Origin of the sequence: Actinomadura sp. J1-007 (genome assembly GCF_009793335.1) — a bacterium.
Lineage (GTDB): Bacteria > Actinomycetota > Actinomycetes > Streptosporangiales > Streptosporangiaceae > Spirillospora > Spirillospora yumaensis.
Window position 1 is genome coordinate 309,175 of record NZ_WING01000002.1, and the last position, 20,373, is coordinate 329,547.

At 72.3% G+C, this 20,373-nt stretch carries 19 protein-coding genes and 2 pseudogenes; 13 read left to right on the plus strand and 8 right to left on the minus strand.

Annotated elements, in window-relative coordinates; all coding sequences use genetic code 11:
• Window positions 1-50 precede the first annotated feature (50 nt).
• A complete protein-coding gene (locus tag GEV43_RS35400; RefSeq protein ID WP_160825139.1) occupies window positions 51-1,034 on the plus strand; it encodes an NAD-dependent epimerase/dehydratase family protein in 984 nt (327 codons plus the stop codon).
• A gap of 482 nt (window positions 1,035-1,516) precedes the next feature.
• Here GEV43_RS35400 and GEV43_RS35405 read toward each other — a convergent pair.
• Window positions 1,517-2,535 (minus strand): annotated as a pseudogene (locus tag GEV43_RS35405) (aldose epimerase family protein).
• A gap of 1,005 nt (window positions 2,536-3,540) precedes the next feature.
• Here GEV43_RS35405 and GEV43_RS54245 point away from each other — a divergent pair.
• Window positions 3,541-4,107, plus strand: coding sequence for a TetR/AcrR family transcriptional regulator (locus tag GEV43_RS54245; RefSeq protein WP_160825140.1), 567 nt, complete (start codon window positions 3,541-3,543; stop codon window positions 4,105-4,107).
• Window positions 4,108-4,118: 11 nt separating this feature from the next.
• The gene (locus GEV43_RS35415) at window positions 4,119-4,907 is read left to right on the plus strand and encodes an MBL fold metallo-hydrolase (protein WP_160825141.1); all 789 of its coding nucleotides are present in this window, start codon (window positions 4,119-4,121) and stop codon (window positions 4,905-4,907) included.
• 3 nt (window positions 4,908-4,910) lie between these two features.
• On the opposite strand, the gene GEV43_RS35420 is transcribed toward GEV43_RS35415, so the two are convergent.
• Window positions 4,911-7,082: an ATP-dependent RecD-like DNA helicase gene (locus tag GEV43_RS35420; protein ID WP_160825142.1), complete on the minus strand. Its 2,172-nt coding sequence runs from the start codon at window positions 7,080-7,082 to the stop codon at window positions 4,911-4,913.
• 393 nt (window positions 7,083-7,475) lie between these two features.
• Between GEV43_RS35420 and GEV43_RS56590 the strand changes: the two are divergent.
• The 6 genes and pseudogenes from GEV43_RS56590 to GEV43_RS35445 form a co-directional block, all read left to right on the plus strand.
• Window positions 7,476-7,601 (plus strand): annotated as a pseudogene (locus tag GEV43_RS56590) (Scr1 family TA system antitoxin-like transcriptional regulator); the annotation flags it as partial.
• An 83-nt stretch (window positions 7,602-7,684) separates the two neighbouring features.
• Window positions 7,685-7,855, plus strand: a complete 171-nt coding sequence (locus GEV43_RS56595; RefSeq protein ID WP_160825143.1) for a DUF397 domain-containing protein — start codon at window positions 7,685-7,687, stop codon at window positions 7,853-7,855.
• A gap of 424 nt (window positions 7,856-8,279) precedes the next feature.
• Window positions 8,280-8,891: a hypothetical protein gene (locus GEV43_RS35430; protein WP_160825144.1), complete on the plus strand. Its 612-nt coding sequence runs from the start codon at window positions 8,280-8,282 to the stop codon at window positions 8,889-8,891.
• 148 nt (window positions 8,892-9,039) lie between these two features.
• Window positions 9,040-9,258 carry a hypothetical protein gene (locus tag GEV43_RS35435; protein WP_160825145.1) on the plus strand — a complete coding sequence of 73 codons (219 nt, stop codon included), beginning with the start codon at window positions 9,040-9,042 and terminating at the stop codon, window positions 9,256-9,258.
• A 13-nt stretch (window positions 9,259-9,271) separates the two neighbouring features.
• Window positions 9,272-9,703 (plus strand): cupin domain-containing protein, encoded by a 432-nt coding sequence (locus GEV43_RS35440; RefSeq protein ID WP_160825146.1) that lies wholly within the window; start codon window positions 9,272-9,274, stop codon window positions 9,701-9,703.
• Window positions 9,700-10,395, plus strand: coding sequence for an aldo/keto reductase (locus tag GEV43_RS35445; protein WP_160825147.1), 696 nt, complete (start codon window positions 9,700-9,702; stop codon window positions 10,393-10,395). Before GEV43_RS35440 ends, GEV43_RS35445 begins: the two co-directional genes overlap by 4 nt.
• 344 nt (window positions 10,396-10,739) lie before the next feature.
• Here the strand turns inward: GEV43_RS35445 and GEV43_RS35450 are convergent, their stop codons facing one another.
• The 3 genes from GEV43_RS35450 to GEV43_RS35460 form a co-directional block, all read right to left on the minus strand.
• The gene (locus GEV43_RS35450) at window positions 10,740-11,141 is read right to left on the minus strand and encodes a hypothetical protein (RefSeq protein ID WP_160825148.1); all 402 of its coding nucleotides are present in this window, start codon (window positions 11,139-11,141) and stop codon (window positions 10,740-10,742) included.
• 243 nt (window positions 11,142-11,384) lie between these two features.
• Window positions 11,385-11,792 (minus strand): hypothetical protein, encoded by a 408-nt coding sequence (locus GEV43_RS35455; RefSeq protein WP_160825149.1) that lies wholly within the window; start codon window positions 11,790-11,792, stop codon window positions 11,385-11,387.
• Window positions 11,789-12,904, minus strand: a complete 1,116-nt coding sequence (locus tag GEV43_RS35460; protein WP_160825150.1) for an ABC transporter substrate-binding protein — start codon at window positions 12,902-12,904, stop codon at window positions 11,789-11,791. Before GEV43_RS35460 ends, GEV43_RS35455 begins: the two co-directional genes overlap by 4 nt.
• Before the next feature lie 198 nt (window positions 12,905-13,102).
• On the opposite strand from GEV43_RS35460, the gene GEV43_RS35465 reads away from it, so the two are divergent.
• Window positions 13,103-14,275, plus strand: a complete 1,173-nt coding sequence (locus tag GEV43_RS35465; RefSeq protein ID WP_160825151.1) for a hypothetical protein — start codon at window positions 13,103-13,105, stop codon at window positions 14,273-14,275.
• A 44-nt stretch (window positions 14,276-14,319) separates the two neighbouring features.
• Entirely contained in the window at window positions 14,320-14,568 is a 249-nt protein-coding gene (locus GEV43_RS35470) for a hypothetical protein (RefSeq protein WP_160825152.1), read from the plus strand.
• Here the strand turns inward: GEV43_RS35470 and GEV43_RS51990 are convergent.
• Window positions 14,514-16,562, minus strand: coding sequence for an aromatic acid exporter family protein (locus GEV43_RS51990; RefSeq protein WP_241684154.1), 2,049 nt, complete (start codon window positions 16,560-16,562; stop codon window positions 14,514-14,516). The genes GEV43_RS35470 and GEV43_RS51990 overlap by 55 nt on opposite strands.
• 408 nt (window positions 16,563-16,970) lie before the next feature.
• Here GEV43_RS51990 and GEV43_RS35480 point away from each other — a divergent pair, with 408 nt between their 5' ends.
• Window positions 16,971-17,891 (plus strand): M14 family zinc carboxypeptidase, encoded by a 921-nt coding sequence (locus tag GEV43_RS35480; RefSeq protein WP_375539120.1) that lies wholly within the window; start codon window positions 16,971-16,973, stop codon window positions 17,889-17,891.
• A gap of 95 nt (window positions 17,892-17,986) precedes the next feature.
• Here the strand turns inward: GEV43_RS35480 and GEV43_RS51995 are convergent, their stop codons facing one another.
• Window positions 17,987-18,532 carry a CGNR zinc finger domain-containing protein gene (locus GEV43_RS51995; protein ID WP_160825153.1) on the minus strand — a complete coding sequence of 182 codons (546 nt, stop codon included), beginning with the start codon at window positions 18,530-18,532 and terminating at the stop codon, window positions 17,987-17,989.
• Window positions 18,533-18,664: 132 nt separating this feature from the next.
• Here GEV43_RS51995 and GEV43_RS47070 point away from each other — a divergent pair, with 132 nt between their 5' ends.
• On the plus strand, window positions 18,665-18,823 hold the full coding sequence (locus tag GEV43_RS47070) for a hypothetical protein (protein WP_164717252.1): 159 nt from the start codon (window positions 18,665-18,667) through the stop codon (window positions 18,821-18,823).
• A gap of 97 nt (window positions 18,824-18,920) precedes the next feature.
• On the opposite strand, the gene GEV43_RS35490 is transcribed toward GEV43_RS47070, so the two are convergent.
• Window positions 18,921-20,354 carry a glutamine synthetase family protein gene (locus tag GEV43_RS35490; RefSeq protein WP_309240106.1) on the minus strand — a complete coding sequence of 478 codons (1,434 nt, stop codon included), beginning with the start codon at window positions 20,352-20,354 and terminating at the stop codon, window positions 18,921-18,923.
• Window positions 20,355-20,373: the final 19 nt, after the last annotated feature.

The window sequence follows — 20,373 nt, forward strand, 5'->3', positions numbered from 1 at the left end:
GCGGTCACGGGCATCCGGGCCCGGGCCAACGCATCCTTCAGGAGCCCGCCATGGCACTGACCGTCGCGGTGACCGGCCCCACCGGAGAGATCGGCACGTCCGTCGTGCGCGCGCTGGAAGCGGACGAGCGGGTCGCGCGCGTGCTCGGCATGGCGCGCCGCCCGTTCGACCCGGCCGCCCGGGGCTGGCGCAAGACCGAGTACCGGCAGGGCGACATCCTCGACCGCGGGGCCGTCGACGCCCTGGTCGGGGCCGCCGACGTCGTGGTGCACCTCGCGTACGTCATCCTCGGCACGCGCGAGGAGAGCCGCCGCGTCAACCTCGACGGCACCCGCAACGTGTTCGAGGCGACCGCGGCGGCCGAACGTCCCGGACGCCTCGTCTACACCTCCTCCGTCGCCGCGTACGGCTACCACGCCGACAACCCGGCCCCGCTGACGGAGGACGTCCCGGTGCGAGGGTCGTCCGAGCACTACTACTCGGCGCAGAAGGCCGCCTGCGAACGGCTCCTCGCCGAGACCACCGAGGGCCTCGACGTCTACGTCCTGCGCCCCTGCATCGTGGCCGGACCGGACGCGACCGTGCTGCTGCGCAACCTGCCGTGGGAGCAGGCCGCGCCGTACGTCCCCGAGCCGCTGCGCCGCGCCCTCGGACTCGTGCCGGGGCTGCGGCCGGTGATCCCCGATCCGGGCGTGCGGTTCCAGCTCGTCCACCACGACGACGTGGCGTCGGCCGTCGTCGCGGCCGCCGCCGGGGACGGCCCGCCCGGCGCCTACAACCTCGCCGCCGACGACGAGATCACCATGGCGGACTTCGCCCGCGCGGTCGGCGCCTACGCCGTCCCCGTCCCGTCCGAACTGGTCGGCGTGGCGTCCGCGCTGGTGGACGCGCTGCCGCTCGTCCCGGCCAAGGCCGAGTGGATCCACGCCGTCCGGCACCCGATGATCATGGACACCGGCCGCGCCCGCCGCGCCCTCGGCTGGACCCCGCGCCACACCGCCCACGAAGCCCTCACCACCATGACCACCCGCTGACCCCCCGTTCTACGGGGCCCGCCCGAGCCCGCCCGCTCCCGGGTACGTCCCGTTCGGAAGGAATCGCCCACCTCCTCGTAGGCCCCGTCCGAGAGGTGACCGCCCGCCCTCGGCGCGCCAGACCGGCAGGTGACCGTCCGCTTCCCCGGACGTCCCGTCCGGAGGGGATCGCCCGTCGCCGCCGTCCTGTCCGAGAGGTGACCGTCCGCCTCCTCATACAGCCCGTCCGGAAGGGATCGCCCGCCGCCGTACGCCCTGTCCGTGAGGTGATCGCCCGTCCTCGGCGCGCCCCGGCCAGCAGGCGACCGCCCGCCTCCCCGTACGGCCCGTTCGGAAGGAAATCCCCGCTGCCGTACGTCCCGTTAGAGAGGTGACCGACCGCTCCCGCACGCCCTGTACGAAACGTGGCCGCGCGCCTTCCGCCTAGTTTTCGCCGTTCTCGTCCGGCGGGGTGGCGGGGGCCGGGGTGGTGGGTCAGCTCCTCAGTGGGTTGAGAAGGCGTAGACCGTGGTGGCCTCGAACGTCTCGCCGGGGCGCAGGACGGTGGACGGGAACGCCGGGTGGTTGGGCGAGTCGGGGAAGTGCTGGGTCTCCAGGCAGAACGCGTCGCCCTGGCGGTAGACGCGTCCGCTCGTTCCGGCGAGGGTGCCGTCCAGGAAGTTGGCCGTGTAGAGCTGGACGCCCGGTTGCGTCGTGCTGACCTCCAGGACGCGGCCGGTGCGCGGCTCCGTCACGCGGGCCGCTCGGGTGAGCGTCCCCGGTCGGCGCTGGTCGAGGACGAAGTTGTGGTCGTAGCCGTGTCCGATGAGGAGCTGCGGGTCGTTGTCGCGGATCCGTTCGCCGATCGCGCGGGACGCGTGAAGTCGAACGGCGTGCCTTTGACCGGGTCCAGCGCACCCGTGGGGATCTGCGTGGAGTCGACCGGGGTGTAGCGGGAGGCGTCGAGCTGGAGGCGGTGGTCGTACACGTCGCCCGTGCCCTCGCCCGCGAGGTTGAAGTAGGAGTGGTTGGTCAGGTTGACGACGGTGGCCTTGTCGGTCGTCGCGCGGTACCCGATCCGCAGCTCGTTGTCGCCGGTCAGCGTGTAGGTGACGGTCGTGTCGAGGGTGCCGGGGTAGTTCTCCTCGCCGTCCTCGCTGGTGTAGTCGAGCCGCAGGCCGACGGTGCCGTTCGTCCGGACGGGCTCGGCCCTCCACACGCGCTTGTCGAACCCCTTCAGCCCGCCGTGCAAGCTGTTGGGGCCGTTGTTGACGGCGAGCTGGTAGCGCTTGCCGTCCAGGGTGAAGCGGCCCTTCGCGATCCGGTTGGCGTAGCGGCCGATCAGGGCCCCGAAGTACGGGCCGCCGTTCTTGTCGACATAGTCCTGGAGCGTCGGGAACCCGAGCACGACGTTGCCGCTTCGGCCGTGCCGGTCGGGCACTTCCAGCGTCTGCACGATCCCGCCGTACGTCAGGATCCGCACCCGCGCGCCCCGCCCGTTCGCGAGCGTGTAACGGTCCACGGCGGTGCCGTCGGGCAGCCTGCCGAACGCCTCCTTGGAGATGGTCGGTCCCTTCCCTCCGGGCGCGTGTGCGGCGGGGCGGCCCCCGCCGGTACGGCCGACACGGCCAGTGCCGCACCGGCCGCGACGGCTCCGGCGATCGCGATGACGCTCTTCATGGCCCTCCTCGGTCCTCCACCCGGACGCGAGGTCACGGCCGGGACGCTACCAGCACGGCGGCACGGCGCAGCCTGCCCCGCCGTGCGACACAGTCCGCACCGCCCGTACGGCGCCGTCCGTGCCTGCCGTACGGCGCAGTCCGCACCGTCCGTACGGCGCAGTCCGCACCGTCTGAACGGCGCAGTCCGCACCCGCCGTGCGGCGCAGCCCGCACCCGCCGTGCGACGCAGTCCGCACCGTCCGTACGGCGCAGTCCATGCCTGCCGTACGGCGCATCCGCACCGTCTGAACGGCGGAGCCCGCCCCGCCGCCCGGCGCAGATCGCACCGCCCGCCCGACGCAGTTCGCACCGTCTGCGCGGCGCAGCCCGCCCCGCCGTGCGACGCGGACCGCCCCGCCGTGCGGCGCAGACCGCCCCGCCGTGCGGCGCAGTCCGCACCCGCCGCCCGAAGCGGTACGGACCGCCCGTACGGCGCAGTCCGTGCCCGCCGTGCGATGCAGTCCGCACCGTCCGTGCGGTGCAGGTCGCTCTGGCCGTACGGTGCCGCGCCCGGACCGTACGCCGCGATCACCGCGAGATCCAGCGCCACTGCCGGATCCGACCACCGGCCCCCGCTCGGGCCAGTGGGCGGATCCCGCGCGATCCGGCCCGCGGCCCCCGGTCGATCCGGTCCGCGGGCCCCGGTCGGTCCGGCTGGCAGGTCCGGTCGGTCCGCCCCGCGGTCCTTCGTCGGTCCGGCCCGCGGCCCCCGGTCGATCCGGTCGGCGGTCCTCGGCTCGGTGTGCTCCGCGGGGCGGGGTGGTCCGTCTTGAAGTAGGTGGACCGGTCGGTCTAATCTGCTGGGCATGGCCGGACGGGGAGAGACGCGTGAACGGGTGCTGCGTACGGCGGCGGAGCTGTTCCAGCGGCAGGGGTACCACGGGACCGGGCTCACGCAGGTGCTCGCGGAGAGTCGCGCGCCCAAGGGGTCGCTGTACTTCCACTTCCCGGACGGCAAGGAGCAGCTCGCCGCTGAGTCGGTCGCGCTGTCGGGCCGGGAGCTGGCGCAGGCCCTGCGGGCCGCGGCGGGTGAGGCGTCCGATGGGCGGGCGGGGATCGTCGCGCTGGGGGAGTACTTCGCGCGCGCCCTGGAGGAGTCGGACTTCAGCAAGGGGTGCCCTGTCGCGACCGTTGCGCTGGAGACGTCCGCCGCGAGCGAGCCCATCCGTACGGCCTGCGAGGGCGCCTACGGCGACTGGCTCGACGGGATCACCGAGGCGCTCCGCGGCTGGGGCGTCCCGGACTCCCGCGACGTGGGCGAACTCGTCCTCTCGTCGCTCCAGGGCGCGGTCATGCTGGCGCGCGTACGGCGCGACGCCGGCGTCATCAGGACGGTCACCGCGCGGCTCGCCGAGCTGGTGCCACGGGCTTGAAAGGGAGACCGATGCGCGTCCACCACCTCAACTGCGGTTCGCTGGCGGAGATCGAGCCCGTCGACGGCGACGGCGCCCCCATGCGGGCGGTCTGCCACTGCCTGCTCATCGAGACCGACTCGGACGGGCTGGTGCTCGTCGAGTCGGGCATCGGGACGTACGACATCGCGCACCCCGCCGAGACCCTCGGCGAGGAGTGGACGGCCTTCGCCGCGCCCGTCCTGGACGTCGAGGAGACGGCCGTCCGCCAGGTGGCGCGGCTGGGGTACGACCCCGCCGACGTACGGCACGTGGCGCTCACCCACTTGCACCAGGACCACGCGGGCGGGCTGCGCGACTTTCCCCGTGCACGCGTGCACGTACGCGCGGCCGAACTCGACGCGACGCCCCGCGACAACCCCCAACTCGCCCACGGGCCGGACTGGGTCACGTACGCGGACGGCGGCGAGACCTGGTTCGGCTTCGCGGGTGTGCGCGGTCTGGAAGGCGTCTCGGCGGACGTCCTGATGGTGCCGCTCGGCGGGCATTCGCCCGGCCACGCGGGGGTGGCCGTGAACGACGGGGGCCGCTGGCTCGTCCACGCGGGCGACGCGTACTTCCACCACGCCGAGATCGACCGCCCCGAGCCGCGCACCCACCCGCTCATGGAACTGGTGCAGGCGAACGCCGAGACCGACCGCGACCTGCGCCTCGCCAACGTCGACCGCCTCCGCACCCTCGTCCTGGCGAACGCCCTGGACACGATCTCCGCCCACGACCCCTGGCAGATCCAGCCCCACGTGGTCGCAAGTGGGGCATGAGCATCAGGTGAGGCGGTGGGTCAGGGAGGTGTGGCGGCGGCCCGCGCCGGGGGTGCGGACGGCGGCGGCGAGCGCGCGGCGGGAGCCGACGAGGACGACCAGCTTCTTGGCGCGGGTGATGGCCGTGTAGAGCAGGTTGCGGCGCAGCATCGTCCAGGAGGCGGTGGTGATCGGGATGACGACGGCGGGGTACTCGCTGCCCTGTGAGCGGTGGACCGTGATGGCGTACGCGTGGGTGAGCTCGTCGAGTTCGTCGAAGGCGTAGTCGATGCTCTCCTCCTCGTCGGTGAGGACCGTCAGGGCGTGGTCTTCGAGGGACACGGACGTGATGGTGCCGACCGTCCCGTTGAAGACTCCCGCCGCGCCCTTGTCGTAGTTGTTGCGGAGCTGGATGACCTTGTCTCCGGTGCGGTAGACGCGTCCTCCGTAGCGGCGTTCGGGACGGGAGTCATGGTGGGGGGTGAGGGCCTCCTGGAGTCGCAGGTTGAGGGCGCCCGCGCCCGCGTGGCCGCGGTGCGTGGGCGTGAGGACCTGGACGTCGCGCCGGGGGTCGAGGCCGAACCTGCGGGGGACGCGGTCGGCGACGACGTCGACGGTGAGCGCGGCGGTCTCCTCGGCGTCGTCGCAGGGGAACAGGTAGAAGTCGGGGAAGCCGTCGGTGCGGGGGTGCTCGCCGCGGTTGACGCGGTGGGCGTTGACGACGATGCCCGACCGCTCCGCCTGGCGGAAGATCTTCGTCAGCCGTACGCGGGGAACGGCCTCGGCGGCGAGGAGGTCGGCGAGCACCTCGCCGGCGCCGACGGACGGAAGCTGGTCGACGTCGCCGACCAGCAGCAGGTGCGCGCCGCGCGGGACGGCCTTGACCAGCTTGTTGGCGAGGACGAGGTCGATCATGGAGCACTCGTCCACGACGACCAGGTCGGTGTCGAGCGGGTCGTCCCGGTCGAACCGGGCGTCTCCGCCCGGCTGGAGCTGGAGCAGGCGGTGCACGGTGGACGCCTCGTGCCCGGCCAGCTCGGCGAGGCGCTTGGCGGCGCGGCCGGTCGGCGCGACGAGGGTGATCCTCGCGCGCTTCGCGGCGGCGAGCTCGACCACGGACCGCACCGTGAAGCTCTTGCCGCAGCCGGGCCCGCCGGTCAGGACGGCGACCCTGGACGTGAGCGCGAGCTTGACCGCCTCCTCCTGCTCGGGGGCGAGGGCGGTGCCGGTGCGGCCCTTGAGCCAGCCGAACGCGCGGGCCCAGTCGACGCCGGCGAACGCGGCGAGCCGGTCGTCCCGCGCGTCGCGCAGGTCGCGCAGCCCGCGCGCGAGGGAGAGCTCGGCCCGGTGGAACGGCACGAGGTAGACGGCCGGGACGGTGGCCGCCTCGTCGCCGGGCACCGGGACCCGCTCGCGCACGACGCCCTCGTCCGCCGCCAGCCGGTCGAGCGCCGGGCCGATCAGTTCGCGGGGGACGTCGAGGATCTGCTCGGCGGCGGTGATCAGATTGGGCTCGGGCAGGAAGCAGTGGCCGTCGTCGGCGGCCTCGGACAGCGTGTGCCGCAGGCCCGCCTGGACGCGTTCGGGGCTGTCGTGCGGGATGCCGACGGCCCGCGCGATGGTGTCGGCGGTCTTGAACCCGATGCCCCAGACATCGGCGGCCAGCCGGTAGGGCTCGCGGCGCACCGTCGCGATCGACGCGTCGCCGTACTGCTTGTAGACGCGCACGGCCAGGGACGTTGAGACGCCGACCCCCTGGAGGAACACCATCACCTCCTTGATCGCCTTCTGCTCCTCCCAGGCGTCGGCGATCCGCCTGGTCCGCTTCGGGCCGAGGCCGGGCACCTCGACGAGCCGCGCGGGCTCCTCCTCGATGATCCGCAGGATGTCGACGCCGAAGTGACCGACCATGCGGTCGGCCATCACCGGCCCGATCCCCTTGATCATCCCCGAGCCGAGGTAGCGGCGGACGCCCTGCACGGTCGCGGGCAGCACGGTGGTGAACGAGTCGACCTCGAACTGCCGCCCGTACTTCGGATGCGACCGCCAGCGCCCGCTCAGTCGCAGGCTCTCGCCCGCCTGCGCCCCCGCCAGGGTCCCGACCACGGTCAGCAGGTCGGGCCCCGTGCGCTCGGTGGCGACCCGCGCGACGGTGTACCCAGTCTCCTCGTTCGCATAGGTGATCCGTTCAAGCACCCCTCCAGAACGACCTGCCGCGCCCTTCCACCGCTCTCCTCCACCCCACGCCGTCCCCCGTCCCGCCCGATCCGCCCGGCCCGCTCGTCGTCACGGACCCGATGATGGCGGACACCTCCGACACCCGAAACCCAAACCCCGGCCTGTGGATAACCCACCCCCGCCCCAGACCACAGCCTGACGAGACCTCACCCGCCCGGCCAGCCGTACGGGCCGTTCACCCGTCCACCTCGAACCACACCGTGTGGCCCCCGGCCGCCTCACACCAGGAATCCCACCGGTCTGACAGGCCATCGACCAGCAGCAATCCCCGACCGGGACGCGGCCCGGTTGGAGCGCACCCCGGGACGACGGGCTCTTTAATCCACCTCGGCTTTCCCCGGGGCTACCGACGTCGATGTGGTCTACATGGAGACGATCGGCGGAAACCTCTGGGTGGACAAGCCCGAGGAGGTCGCGCAGTACACCACCGCTTTCGATCATCTGCGAGCCGTCGCGCTCAGCCCCGACGAAACCCGAGATGTGCTTGATGCAACGATTTACAAACTTTGGCGACCGTCAGGGGAGGGGCGGGATGAACCCTCCAGAACTACCCGTGCAGTGTGGCGTACCAGCTTGCGCAGCCAGCAAACGGCGCGTGCGTGGAGATCGCCTCGATCCCGGGGTCTGTGGTGGTCAGGGACGGCAAGGCCCCAGCGGGCCCCTGCTGTCCCTCCCACTCTCCGTGGCGGGGCTTCGTCGAGCGCGTGAAGTCCGGCACGTACGACCTGTAGAGAGAATCGCGGATCGGTGCCCGCCGCGCGGCGGCTCGCCTCGGTGTTCGCCCATGTTGACGCGGCCTAATTCCCACGGTATGCACTCCACACACCACGGTGGGGGCCCGGCCTCTCATTGCCGTTGGGACGGGCCGGACATGACGGCGGCTGATTCTTGGTGACATGGTGAGGGGCCCGTGGCGACTTGCTTCGACACGCTTGTTCGCGAGGGTGCGCGGGCTCGGCGCGATACTGCGAACGTGGCCGATAAGTTGGTGCGCCGTATTGCTGCGGGCGAGTGGGCGGCGGAGGACAGCTTGGCAGCGATGGAACGGCTGGCGCGGCACTGCGGCGGGAGTCGGTATGCGGCGGTCGCCGGCTCCCTATCCTCCACAGTGCAAGCTCCGATCCCGCTCGCCGTGTCAGAGATAACGAAGGGCCCATGATGAACGAGACGCCTCGCCGGAGCCGCAGGCTGGTACTCAAAGACCATGTGGGGGTCGCCGATGTCAACGCGTTCGCCGACGCCCGGGATTGGACGGTGCTCGGCACCGTCGAGCGGGACCCAGAGAAGGGCTTCTTCTTCGAAAAGAAATGGGCGGCACGGGCGGGAGTGTCGATGCATTACATCGTGGACGAATTCTTGGGCGAGCGGTACATGATGGCCATGAGCCGGCACGGCAACCCCGACCGCGAACTCACCCGCCTCAGTGCCGGTCTCGACACATGGTCCCTTGACGAGGCCCTTTTCCAGTTCGACGCGAGTGTCTACGGGGCCGACAAGGAGCGCGCGGTGCGGCTCCTCGCGGCGATCTCCCCCGCTTCGGCGGACCAGTCGATCGTTGAGCGTGTCATCAAGGCGTCCGGAAGCCGCTACAAGGGCGTTCGGCTTGCCGCGGTCTGGGCCATGGCATACGCGGACTGGCCGGAATACCGGGAAACACTGGCGTCCGTCGCCGTTCGCGATACGGAAGAGGAGATTCGTCGGGACGCGGAGTCGATCCTGGAAGACTGGAAAGGGCGTATTCCGTCGCTCCCCGCCCCTCCCGCTTGAGACGGCCCTTGTGAACGGCCGAAGACCAATCCCCATATAGACCCGTCGACGAACTCGCCGTCCACGCGCGCCGACGAACGCCGCAGCCCGCTCCCCGACCCTGAGCGGACGCCAGCACCCAAGTACCGGACGCTTCGTGTTCCGCCGCATGACGACCGTTCTCGGCGGGAAGATCATCGGCGACAACATGCGCACCCCGCAGGCGGCCGCCGCGGGAGTGGGTGGCCGAGGTCCCACCGGCAGGGTGCCGGACGCCTACAAGGCATGCCTGCGCAACCTGCCGGACGCGCTCGACTTCGAGTTCCTGCTGACCAGGCGGGGAGTTGCTCGTGGTCGAGACGCTGATGCTCGGCGGCGGGTCGACTGAGGAGACACCGAATATGACCGACAGTGGTTTCGACCAGATCTTCCCTCTCGGGGAGCCCAACGACGCGTTCGCGCAGTACTTCGTCGGGCAGAGCTACCTGGCCCCGCTGACCGGCGGGAGCGTCCCGGTCAGCAACGTGAGCTTCGAGCCGGGCTGCCGCAACAACTGGCACATCCACCACGGCACTGCGGGAGGCGGAGACCAGATCCTGCTGTGCACCGCGGGCAGCGGCTGGTACCAGGCGGAGGGCGAGGACCCGGTCGGCATGGAGCCCGGGACCGTGATCCGGGTGCCGGCCGGAACCAAGCATTGGCACGGCGCGAAGGCCGATTCGTGGTTCTCCCACGTCGCCTTCATCACGCCGGGCGAGGACGTCGGCAACGAATGGCTCGAACCGGTCACCGACGAGGTGTACGGCGCACTGGGGAACGGGGAGAACGCATGAGCATCCTGGAGGAGACGTACACCCTGTCGAACGGCGTCGAGATCCCCAGGATCGGGCTCGGCACGTGGTTCATCGATGACGACAAGGTCGCCGGCGCAGTCCGTGCGGCCGTCGAGACCGGCTACCGCAACATCGACACCGCCCAGGCTTACGGCAACGAGCGCGGCGTCGGAGAAGGGGTGCGCACCGCGAGCGTCCCCTACGCCGAGGGCAACCGCCAGGCATGGCGGGCCCTTGAAGACGCGCACAAGGCAGGAAAGCTGCGCTCCATCGGCGTCTCGAACTTCCTCCAGGAGGACCTGGAGAACATCCTCGCCTCCGGTACGGTCGCTCCGCACGTCAACCAGCTGCTCGTCCACGTCGGCAACACCCCGTCCGACCTGATCTCCTACTGCGAGTCGAAGGGCATCCTCGTCGAGGCGTACTCACCGATCGCCCACGGCGAGATGCTGAAGAACCAGGACGTGGCGGCGATGGCCGAGAAGTACGGCGTGACCGTCCCCCAGCTGTGCATCCGCTACACGCTCCAGTTGGGCACCGTGTCGCTGCCGAAGACCGCCGACCCCGACCACATGCGTTCCAACGCAGAGGTCGACTTCGAGATCTCGGAGGCGGACATGGCTGCGCTGCAGCGCCTGGAGGCCCGGGACTACGGCGAGCACAGCGAGTTCCCCGTCTACTCGGGCAAGTGAGAGGCCGCGCTGATCGCTTTTGTGGTCGGTGTGCAACACCACGGCTTCATAGCCGAGGGACCGGGCGGCTTGTGTCCGCCCGTGCGTGATCAGGACTTGGCCGGAAGCCGACCGGTTACCGGGGAATGAGCGAGCCGGGGAACAACGAACACAGGAGTTCTTCCGGCGCGGCCGTGGTCCGGTCGCTTGACGCGCCGTTGGGCAAGGGTGGCCTGGCCTTGTCGCTTGAGAACGAGGGCGGGTTCCTTCAGATTCTCGCTATGACGCTTCTGGTAGAGCCCGGGGCCGACTCCCCGAAGAGCAGGTCAAGGAATGCGGTGTTGTTCAGCAGTTCCGGATGGTCTTCAGTGAGGCGGGTCAGGCTGGTGTTGAGGAAGCTCCACAGTGCGGTGAAGAACTCGGGTCTGCTGGTGGATGACCCCGTCGCCGTAGGTGCGGGTCACCTGGACCTCGACATCGGTGACGATGATCTTCACTACGTCGTCCTGGTCGAAGAACGGAACGCTGCCGCGTCCTTTGGCGATGGCATCGGAGAAGGCGCGTGGGAAATAGGTTACGACGTTGAGCAGGCTGAGGTGACCGGACTCGCTACCGGCAGTGCTGAGATCCACTGATCCCGACCGCAAAATGAGCCTGCCGGGGAACAGCGAGTACAGCAGGTTTCCCGAGTCGGCCGTGGCCAGATCGACGGGTTCTCCGTTGGGCAGGAGATTTCCCCGGCCCTCCCGCTCGAAATCTATGATCATGTTCATTCGGGATATCTGTCGGTCGGAGACGGGTGAATGGCGCTGAACCGGCCGACCATACCTGGAGGCGCCTCGTGGATCTCGCCGGGCCGTTCCAGAGCCTCCGAGCTGCCTGGGGCGGTCCAGTCACCGGAGCACCGGCGAATGCGGGTCCGCGCTTCGGGACATCGTAAGGCGTGACGGGTGCTGCTTCTTGGAGACGGTGTGAGGTGCGTCGCGGATGAGTGGGCGGCGGGGATGGTGTCAGTTCTTGAGGGTTAGGTGGGGGAGGTTGAGGCCGGTGAAGGCGTTGGCGGTTACGCCGCGGAGGCGTTCTGACCAGACCAGGTGGGCGTGGGCCGACCAGAGGGGGATCGCGGGCATGTCGCGGAGGAGGGCGGTCTCCGCGAGGCGGGCGGGGATCACGCCTTCGGACGGGGTGGGGGCGCGTTCGGCCTCGGAGATCAGGTCGGTGGTGTAGTCGTCGAGGCCGGGGACGGCGTTCTGGAGGGGGGCCAGCGCGGCGACGGGGGCGGGGTAGGGCGCCTCTGAGTGGACGACGAACGGGCCGTTCACCTTGTGGGTGTTCAGGGCGGCGGGGAGGTCGGGGACGGGGTTCGGGCGCGTGTCCAGGCCGAGTTCCTTGCGGAGTTGGTCTGCGACGGCCTTCACCCAGGCGTCGTCACCGGAGTTCGACTGGTACCAGAGGGGAACGGGCCGGACAGGCCGTTCGCGTCCTTGAGGGCGGAGATGGCGGCGGCGGAGTCGTGCACGCAGTGGCGGCACTGGCCTTCGCGGTGGCCGGGGATGATTCCGGGCGGGACGAACGAGTTGGCAGGGGAGTACTGGTGGCCGAGTGCTCCTTCGGTCACGGCGCTCCGGTCGATCGCCATCGAGATGGCGTGGCGCAGGGAGGGCGACGAGAGACGCGCCTCCCAGGCGGGGAACGCCAGGTAGGTCAGCGCGCGGCCGGGGACCGCGAGGTGGCGGCCCCGGAAATCCGAGTCCATCGACTCGTGCCGGTTGGGCGGTACCGCGGTGGCGATGTCGAGGTCGCCCGCTTCCACCGCCGCGTACTGGCGGGCGTCCGGCATCGCCTTGACGACGATCGAACGGCCGCCGGACAGGCGTTCCAGAACGATCCGGCGGCCGTCGTGCGCGCGCACGCGGAGCGGGCCGTTGCCGATCGGGAGGCGCGCGTAGGACGACCAGTCCCGCGACCGCAGGACGCCGTCGGGCATCGGCAGGAACGCCGGGTCGCCCAATAGTGAGGGGAAGCCGTTGAACGGGCGGTCGAGCGTCACCTCGAACGTCCGGTCGTCCTTGACCTTCAGCCCCGCGACGTCCTTGCCGTGCGCCTTCGCGCCCTTCACCCGGGCGACGTCGGTGAACAGGGACGCGCCGTGCCAGCCCTCGCTCAGCACGGCCGTCCACGCGCCGGTGAACGATCTGGACGTCACCGGCGTGCCGTCGTGGAACCTGCCGCCCTGCCGCAGCCGCACCGTCCAGACCCGCCGGTCCGGGCTGGTGACCGACTCGGCGGCGGCGTTGACGGGGGCGCCGCTCGCCGGGTCGTACGCCACCAGGCCCGTCCACACCGCGCCCGCGAGCATCCGCCCGGACGCGTCGCGCACGTCGCCGGGCAGCAGCGTCGCGGGCGGCGCGGCGCCGACCAGGACGCGGGGGTCGGCGGGGTCGCTCAGCGCCTTCATCGCGACGACGGGCGCCGCGACCACGGCCACCGCGCCGGCGAGGAGGGCGGCGGTGCGCTGGGCGCTCTTCAACGGGCCACTCCTCGGCTCGGCGGTCGCCGGTGAGAGTACGGCACGTCCCCGGAGCGCGGAAGGCCGGCCGCGCCACCTGTGACAGCAACGACATGTGCTGACGCTCCTGAGGCCAATTCGTGACTCGTCGCCCATTGATCATGGCCGTCCCGGTGTTCACACTGGGCGCTGCGTAGACTCGCTCGAAGTGGAGGCGCCATGCCCCGCAAACCTGTCAGCACGAGACGCGCGGCCCAGGGCGCCGGCGCGGTCGCCGCCTCCCTGGCGCTGATGGCGGGCACCGCCTGGGCCTGCCCGCCCGAGCCCGGCTATCCGCAGGCGTCGAGTGCCGGGAAGGGCGCCGAGGCGCAGTCGGAGGGCCGCGACCTCGGCGGGCACTCCGGGCACTACCACCGCGGGGTCGCGAAGGCGGCCGCGAAGGACGACGGGGCCGTCAAGGGCGTGGAGCGCGTCGGCGGCGTGCCGGACGCCAAGGGCGCCATCTCGCTGATGTTCATGGACTACGGCCACGGCCGGCACAAGCGGACGATCATGTACGCGACCGGCCAGTTCGGGCTGAAGGCGTACGACATCACCGCCGACCCCCGCACGCCGAAGCTGGTCGGCCAGCTCAACATGCCCGGCATGTGGGAGACCGAGGACACCGACTTCGACCCGAAGCGGAAGATCATCTACCTGTCCCGGGACCCGCGCGCGTTCGGCGGCAACACCTCCACCGGCGAGTCCGGCGTCTACGTCGTGGACGCGGCCAAGCCCGAGAGCCTGCGGCAGATCACCTACGTGAAGGTCCCCGCGGGCCACACGACGACCTGCGTGAACGACTGCCGGTACCTGTGGACGGGCGGCCCCGCGAAGGCGAACTGGATGCCCGCGGACTGGGGCGGGCGCCCCGTCTGGGTCACCGACGTGCGCAACCCGGCCAGGCCGAAGGTCTACAAGGACCCCATCGACACGGGCCGCAACGACGGGAAGACCGACTACACGCACGACATCCAGGTGGACTCCGACGGCGTCGCGTGGGCGTCCGGGCGCGGCGGCGTCCGCGGCTACTACACCGAAGGCCGCCACTACGATCCGTTGAAGCACAGGTGGCGCAGGGCCACCGCGCACGACCCCGTCCCGTACGCGGGCGGCGGTCTCGACGAGGCCACCACCAACTCCTCGTTCATGCACAACAGCTACCGCGCCGTGGGCCGCACCCGCGACCAGGCCGCCGACCCCGCAGGTGGGGGAACGGCAAGCTGCTGTTCATCACCGAGGAGACGTTCAACGACGGCTGCGCGGACGACGGGCTGCTCGTCATCGCCTCGCTCAAGGGCTCCTACAACGGTGAGGGCTGGCGTTCGACCCCGGAGCGCAAGTTCCGGCTGAACACCATCGCCACGTGGGGGGTCGCGGGCAAGGAGGGCTCCGACATGAGCGGCTCCGACCGGAGCAAGGACTGCTCGGCCCACTACTTCGACGTCCGCGACGGCGTCCTCGTCCAGTCGTTCTACTCGCAGGGGACGCGCTTCCTGGACGTCCGCGACCCGACCAACCCCAGGCAGCTCGCGTACTACCGCCCCGCCGACGCCGCCTCCTGGCAGCCGTACTGGCACGGCCGCTACGTCTACGTCGCCGACAACACCCGCGGGATCGACGTCCTCCGCCCGACCTTCCGCTGACCCCCGCCCGTCCGGCGCGCCGCCCTCCCACCCGGCGGCGCGCCGGACGGTTTCCCTTCCCGCGGTGTCCGAACGGCGCGTCCGCCGGGGAGTCGGTCGCGTGGTCTAGCGGAACTTGTAGGGGATCGTCTTGACATCGGTCGCCCGTGCGCTGCGTTCGGCGGCGGCCGCGGCGCGGCGCAACTGGTAGCCCGCCTGGCGGACGACCCGCGCGGGGCGTTCGGGCAGATGACGCGCGGCCGCGCCGCGCTGCTGCTGCCACTCCTCCCGCGCACGCGCGCGGTGCTCGACCCGCAGATGGTCGATGAGCCGGTCCAGGTCCATGAGGATCTCCCCGTACAGCGGCCAGCGGTCGCCCTCCGCCGCGCGGTGCCGCAGGACGCCGACCAGGAGGTCGCGGCGCTCCCGCGCGGCGCCCACGTGCTGCTCCAGCTCCCGTTCCGCGTCGATGGGACGTTCCGACCCCCGCTTGAGGTCGGAGCGGACCAGCCGCCGTAGGCGGTCATGCAGGAGGCGATCTCCTCCAGGGTCTCGGCGAGCTGGTGCCGTACGCCCTCGTCGGTCAGCAGCCGCCGCGCCGCCATCTCCGGGGCCGGACGGTCGGCGTCCCCCGCGCCGCCCCAGCTCCCCTCCGAGGCGGACGACTCGTCCGGGTTCCGTCCCGCCCAGCTCGCCGTGGCGCCGCCGAGCCCGTCGGGTCCTGCGCCGCCGAGCCCGTCGGGTCCTGCGCCGTCGAGCCCGTCGGGTCCCGTTCCGCCGCGGCGGGCGTCATCGCTGCCGGGCCCGTCGCCCCGCGCGTTCGCGGCGCGCCCGCCGTCGCCGCCGCCGTCGCCGCCGATCTGGACGCGCTTGCCGTTGGTGTGGACGGTGCCGTGGCGGGCGCTGTCCAGGAGCTCCGCGACGCGCCGCTGCCAGACGTCCTCGTCTTCGTCGCCGTCTTCGTGCGGTGAGTCCTCCGCGCCTTCGCGCGGCGAGCCGTCGCCGTCCTCCTGGGCCGCGCCGCGCCGTTCCTGGCGTGGCACCGCCCCCCGGTCCTGTCGCGGCGCGTCCTCCGGCCGCCCTCCGCTGGACGGTTCCTCTCCGCCGGATGGCTCGCGCTCCTCGGACGGTTCGCGCTCGCCGGACGACTCCTCCTCTTCGCGGTCGGCCTCCGGCACCTCTTCGGCGAAGCGCTCGTCGTCGGCGAGGCTGCGGGTGAGGCCGCGCAGGGAGAGCGTGAAGTGCTCCATCGTCTCCACGCCGTTCCGGAGCGCGACTCCGGCGTCGATGAGGTCGCGGGCGCGCGGGTTGAGGCGGACGCTGTCCTCGGCGTCGCCCAGTTCCCGGTCGGTACGGCTGAGGTCGCGGTTGAGGCGGTTGGCCTCGTCCAGCCAGCGGGCCGCCTCGCCGCGCGCGGGCGCGCGGGTCAGGTCGCTGCTCATCCCGCCGACGAGCGCCGACAGCCGTCCGGACAGGTCCGTGACCGCCTCGGCCGCCGGACGCACCCGTACGGACGGGACGAGGAACGTCGCGACCAGGCCGGTGCCCGCGCCGATCAGCGTCTCCAGCACCCGGTCCGCCGCCGCCCACCCGCTGGACGCGCCCAGCGCGAAGATCAGCATCGCGCTGATCGGCACCTCCAGGACCTGGTCGCCCAGGTGCAGCGCGTAGCCGGTGGTCAGCGCCGCGAGGATCGTCAGGCCGAGCGTCCACCAGGTGAAGCCGATCGTGCTCGCGAACAGCACGGCGAGCAGCACGCCGGACGTCACGGACGCGACGCGGTGGACGCTCATCCTGATGGTCTGGTACACCGAGTGCTGGACGACCAGCAGCGCGGTCAGCGGCGCCAGCAGCGGCGGCGGGATGCCCTTCGGCAGCAGCGCGAGCGCGAGCACGTACGAGGCGACGGCGGTGAGCGTCAGCCGCGTGATGCGGTACGCCGTCGACCGGACCTCCGTGGTCAGGTGCAGCGGCGAGCGCGGGGCCCGCCCCGCCCGCGAGAACACCGGGATCATGGCGGCCCCGGCCGGGCGGCGATCGGTGCTCGGTCGGACACTTCCCCCAGTGAATCCGGTCGAGTCAGAAGGGCACGTCGAAGCCAGGCAAATCTCCAGCAAAAGGGGGTGCGTTCGCGCAAAGAACGGGGTGAGGGGCGCATCCGGGTGGAAGGTCTTGGATCGGCCGTTCCGATCGGATAGCGTCCGCAGCAGATGATCACGCGGGCCGGGCGGGGGCGTGCCCGCCGTCGCCGCTGGAGGCATCCAGGTGAAGCCGTCCCTCTCCCGTACCGCCGCCGTCGCGTCCGTCGCCATGGCCGCCTCGCTCGCACCGGCCGCCGGCGCGCTGGCCGCCGCCCCCGCCGCTCCCGCCTCCCCCGCGTCGCGTCCCGCCGCGTCGTCCCTTCCGCGGCCCCGGGCAAGGGCGTGCGGCTGCACAGCAACGCCGAGCTCGCGCGGGAACTGCGGCGCATCGAGCGGGCCGGGCACGGCCGCGTCAAGGTCCGCAGCATCGGGACGAGCAACGAGGGGCGTCCGCTGTGGTTCGCCACGCTCGGCACGGGCCCGAAGCGCCTGATGTACGTGACGCAGCAGCACGGCGACGAGCCGCTCGGCACCGAGTCGGCCCTCCAGGCGCTGCGCACGCTCGGCGTCGGCGACGGGCGCGACGTCCGGCGGCTCCGCTCGAAGGTCACGCTGGGCATCGTCGTGCGCGCCAACCCCGACGGGCATGAGCACCGGTGGCGCTACAACTACGACCCGGACGCCGATCCCGAGTACGGCGAGAAGGGCAAGGGCTACGACATCAACCGCTACCACGACCCGGCCGTGCGGCCCGAGGACAACCCGGTCCCGGAGGCGGCGGCCGTCGAGCGCGCCTACGCCCGCTTCCGCCCCTCGGTCATGGTCGATTACCACATGCAGGGGCGGTACGCGTTCCCGCCGCCGGACGGGCGTGAGATCACCACGTCCATCCAGTGGCCGACCGCGCAGGGCGTGCCCGCCGGCGCGCTCAAGCGCTCCAGGCAGGTCGCGGTGCGGGTGAACGGCGCGTTCACCCGGGCGGGCGCCGTCGTGTCGCAGTACCCGGGCGGCTCGTACCAGGGGATCGCGCGCAACGCCTACGGACTGCGGGGGAGCGCCTCCCTGCTGGTCGAGCTGAGCGACCTGCCGCCCGCACGGCAGCGTTTCCAGGTCCGGACGGCGTACCTCTCCATGGTCGATCTCGCCGGAGCCGCGGCGTCCGGCCGCCTCGACGGCATCGACCCCGCGCGCGCCGACGCGATCCCGCCGAGGGGCCCGGAACTCCCGCAGGGCGCGCGCGCCGAGTCCGCCGAAGCCGCCTGACGCGTCCCGCCCCCGACGCCCGTCACGGACGCTCGCCCCGGACGCCCGCTCCGGACGCCCGCCACAGCCGGGCTGGCGGGCGTCCGGGGCGCGGGTCAGGCGGGCGGGACGGCCCGGCGGCGGGCGCGGAAGGCGGCCACGTTGGTGCGGTTGGCGCACGACTCCGAGCAGAACCGGCGCCGCCCGGCCCGCGACACGTCGGCGTAGACGCGGTCGCAGCCGTCGGCGGCGCAGACGCCGGTACGGGACAGGCCGTGCTGGCAGACCAGCTCGGAGAGCTTCATCAGCGTGCTCGCGCGTATCCGGTCGGGAAGCCGCGCCGACGGCGGCGCGTAGTGCATGTGGACGCCGTGCGGCTCGTGGTTGGCGATGTGCGGGTGCATCGGGATCGCCAGCATCAGGTCGTTCAGGAGAGCGGCGGCCTCGGCGAGGTCGGTGGACTCGAAGAACGAGCGCAGGGTGCGGCCCCACTCGCGCAGCGCCCCGGCGTCGGACGGCTCGAACTGCTGCCAGAAGTACTCGTTGTCGCGCAGGATCGCCCGCAGCGCCTCCTCGCTGTCGTCGCCGTCCGCGCTGGTCACGGCGTTGACGAGGGCCACGGCCGCGGCCACGCCCTTGCTCTTGTACCCGATCGTCTGCATTGCCCCGGCTCCGGCTCGCGTGCCATGCTGTAAATGACATCTTAACTTCAACCCTTACCGCTGGCCCGAACGACGGGATGGACCGTGGAGGATTGCCCAGGTTGCGGTTGGCCCCAGGCGGAGGTCTACGAGGTGCTGTCGCGCCACCTCACCTCCGAGGGCGTGGTGACCTACACCCGCTGCGCGTGCGGCGAGATGCAGGTCCGCGTCCAGCCGTACGGTCCGGCCGCGGTCGTCGCGGCGGGCCCGCACCCGTCCCCGCGGAGCCCGCACGCGCCGCCGCCGCCCTGAGCCCGCACCGCCGCCCGCACGGCTGCCCCGCGCGCCCGTCCGCGCCCGCGCGCCCGTCCGCGCCCGCGCGCCCGCGCGCCCGTCCGCGCCCGGCGGGTCAGTGGCGCCAGCGGGTGGCCTCGGCGATCTGCTCCGGCGTCGCGTCCTCCAGCAGGTCGATCTCGCCGTGCCGGACGGAGCGCACGGTGTCGACCACCGCTTCGCCGAGCGCCTCGGTGAGCACCGGATCGCTCGCGAACGCGGCGACCGCCTCCTCCAGCGAGGACGGCAGCGGGTCGATGCCCCGCTCGATCCGCTCCAGCGGGCTCAGCGACGCGGGATCCACCTCGACCGGGTCGGGGAGCAGGAACTCCGAGCCGATCCCGTAGCGGCCCGCCGCGAGGACCGCCGCGAGCGCCAGGTACGGGTTCGCGGCGGCGTCGAACGGCTTGATCTCCAGGTTCGCCGCTCTGGCCCGCTCGCCCTGCGCGCCGGTGACGAACCGCAGGGCGGCCTCGCGGTTCTCCAGCCCCCAGCAGGCGAACGCGCCCGCCCAGTGGGACGGGACGAGCCGCAGGTAGCTCGCCACCGTCGGCGCGCCGACCGCGAGCAGCGCGGGCAGCCGTACCAGGATGCCCGCCGCGAACGCCTCGCCCGCCGCGCTCATGCCGTACGGGCCGTTCCCGCCGGACATCGCGTTGACCGGGCCCTCGGCCGGGTCGTCCCGCCACAGGCTGAGGTGCACGTGCCCGCCGTTGCCGACCGAGTCGGCCTCGACCTTCGGCGAGAACGACGCGACGAGGCCGTGGTCGAGGGAGACCGCGCGGATCGTCTCGCGGACGAGCACGGTGGTGTCGGCCGCGCCGACCGGGTCCTCCGCCGCGACCGAGACCTCGTACTGCCCGGCCGCGTACTCGGGATGGATCTGCTCGACCGCCACGCCCGACGCCGCGAACGCCTTGAGCAGCTCGCGCAGGTACTCGGCCAGCTCGGTGATCCGGGTCATGCCGTAGGCGGGGCCGTTGCACGCGGGCGTGAAGCCCGGCCCGTCGCCGTCCGACACGACCCACTCGACCTCGAACGCGGCCCGCGCCGACCAGCCCTGCGACGCGAGCCTCGCCACCTCCCGGCGCAGCACGGCGCGCGCGTCGAGCGGGTGCACGGACCCGTCCTGCGCGTAGCGGTCGGCGGGCGCGAGGGCCCAGCCGGGCAGCGCGGCGAGCGGGACGATCCGGTCCACGTCGGGGTGCAGGCGCAGGTCGCCGACCGGGCCGCCGACGTGCTCGCGCGCCACCATCGAGTCGTCCAGCAGGTAGGTGTCGAAGACCGGCGACATGCCGACGCCCCAGGCCGCCGCGTGTTCGAGGCGCTGCACCGGGACGGCCTTGGTCCGGGCGATGCCGCCGACGTCCACCCAGGTCAGAGCCACCGCGACGACGCCGTCCGCGGCCAGCTCGGCGGCGCGCTCGGCGGCGCGGGCGCCGAGGCGCTCGCGGTCGTCCGCGGTCAGGGGACGCGGGCCGCCTGCGGCGGGGCGTTCGGTCTCGGTCACGGTGGCGCTCCTGGTCGGG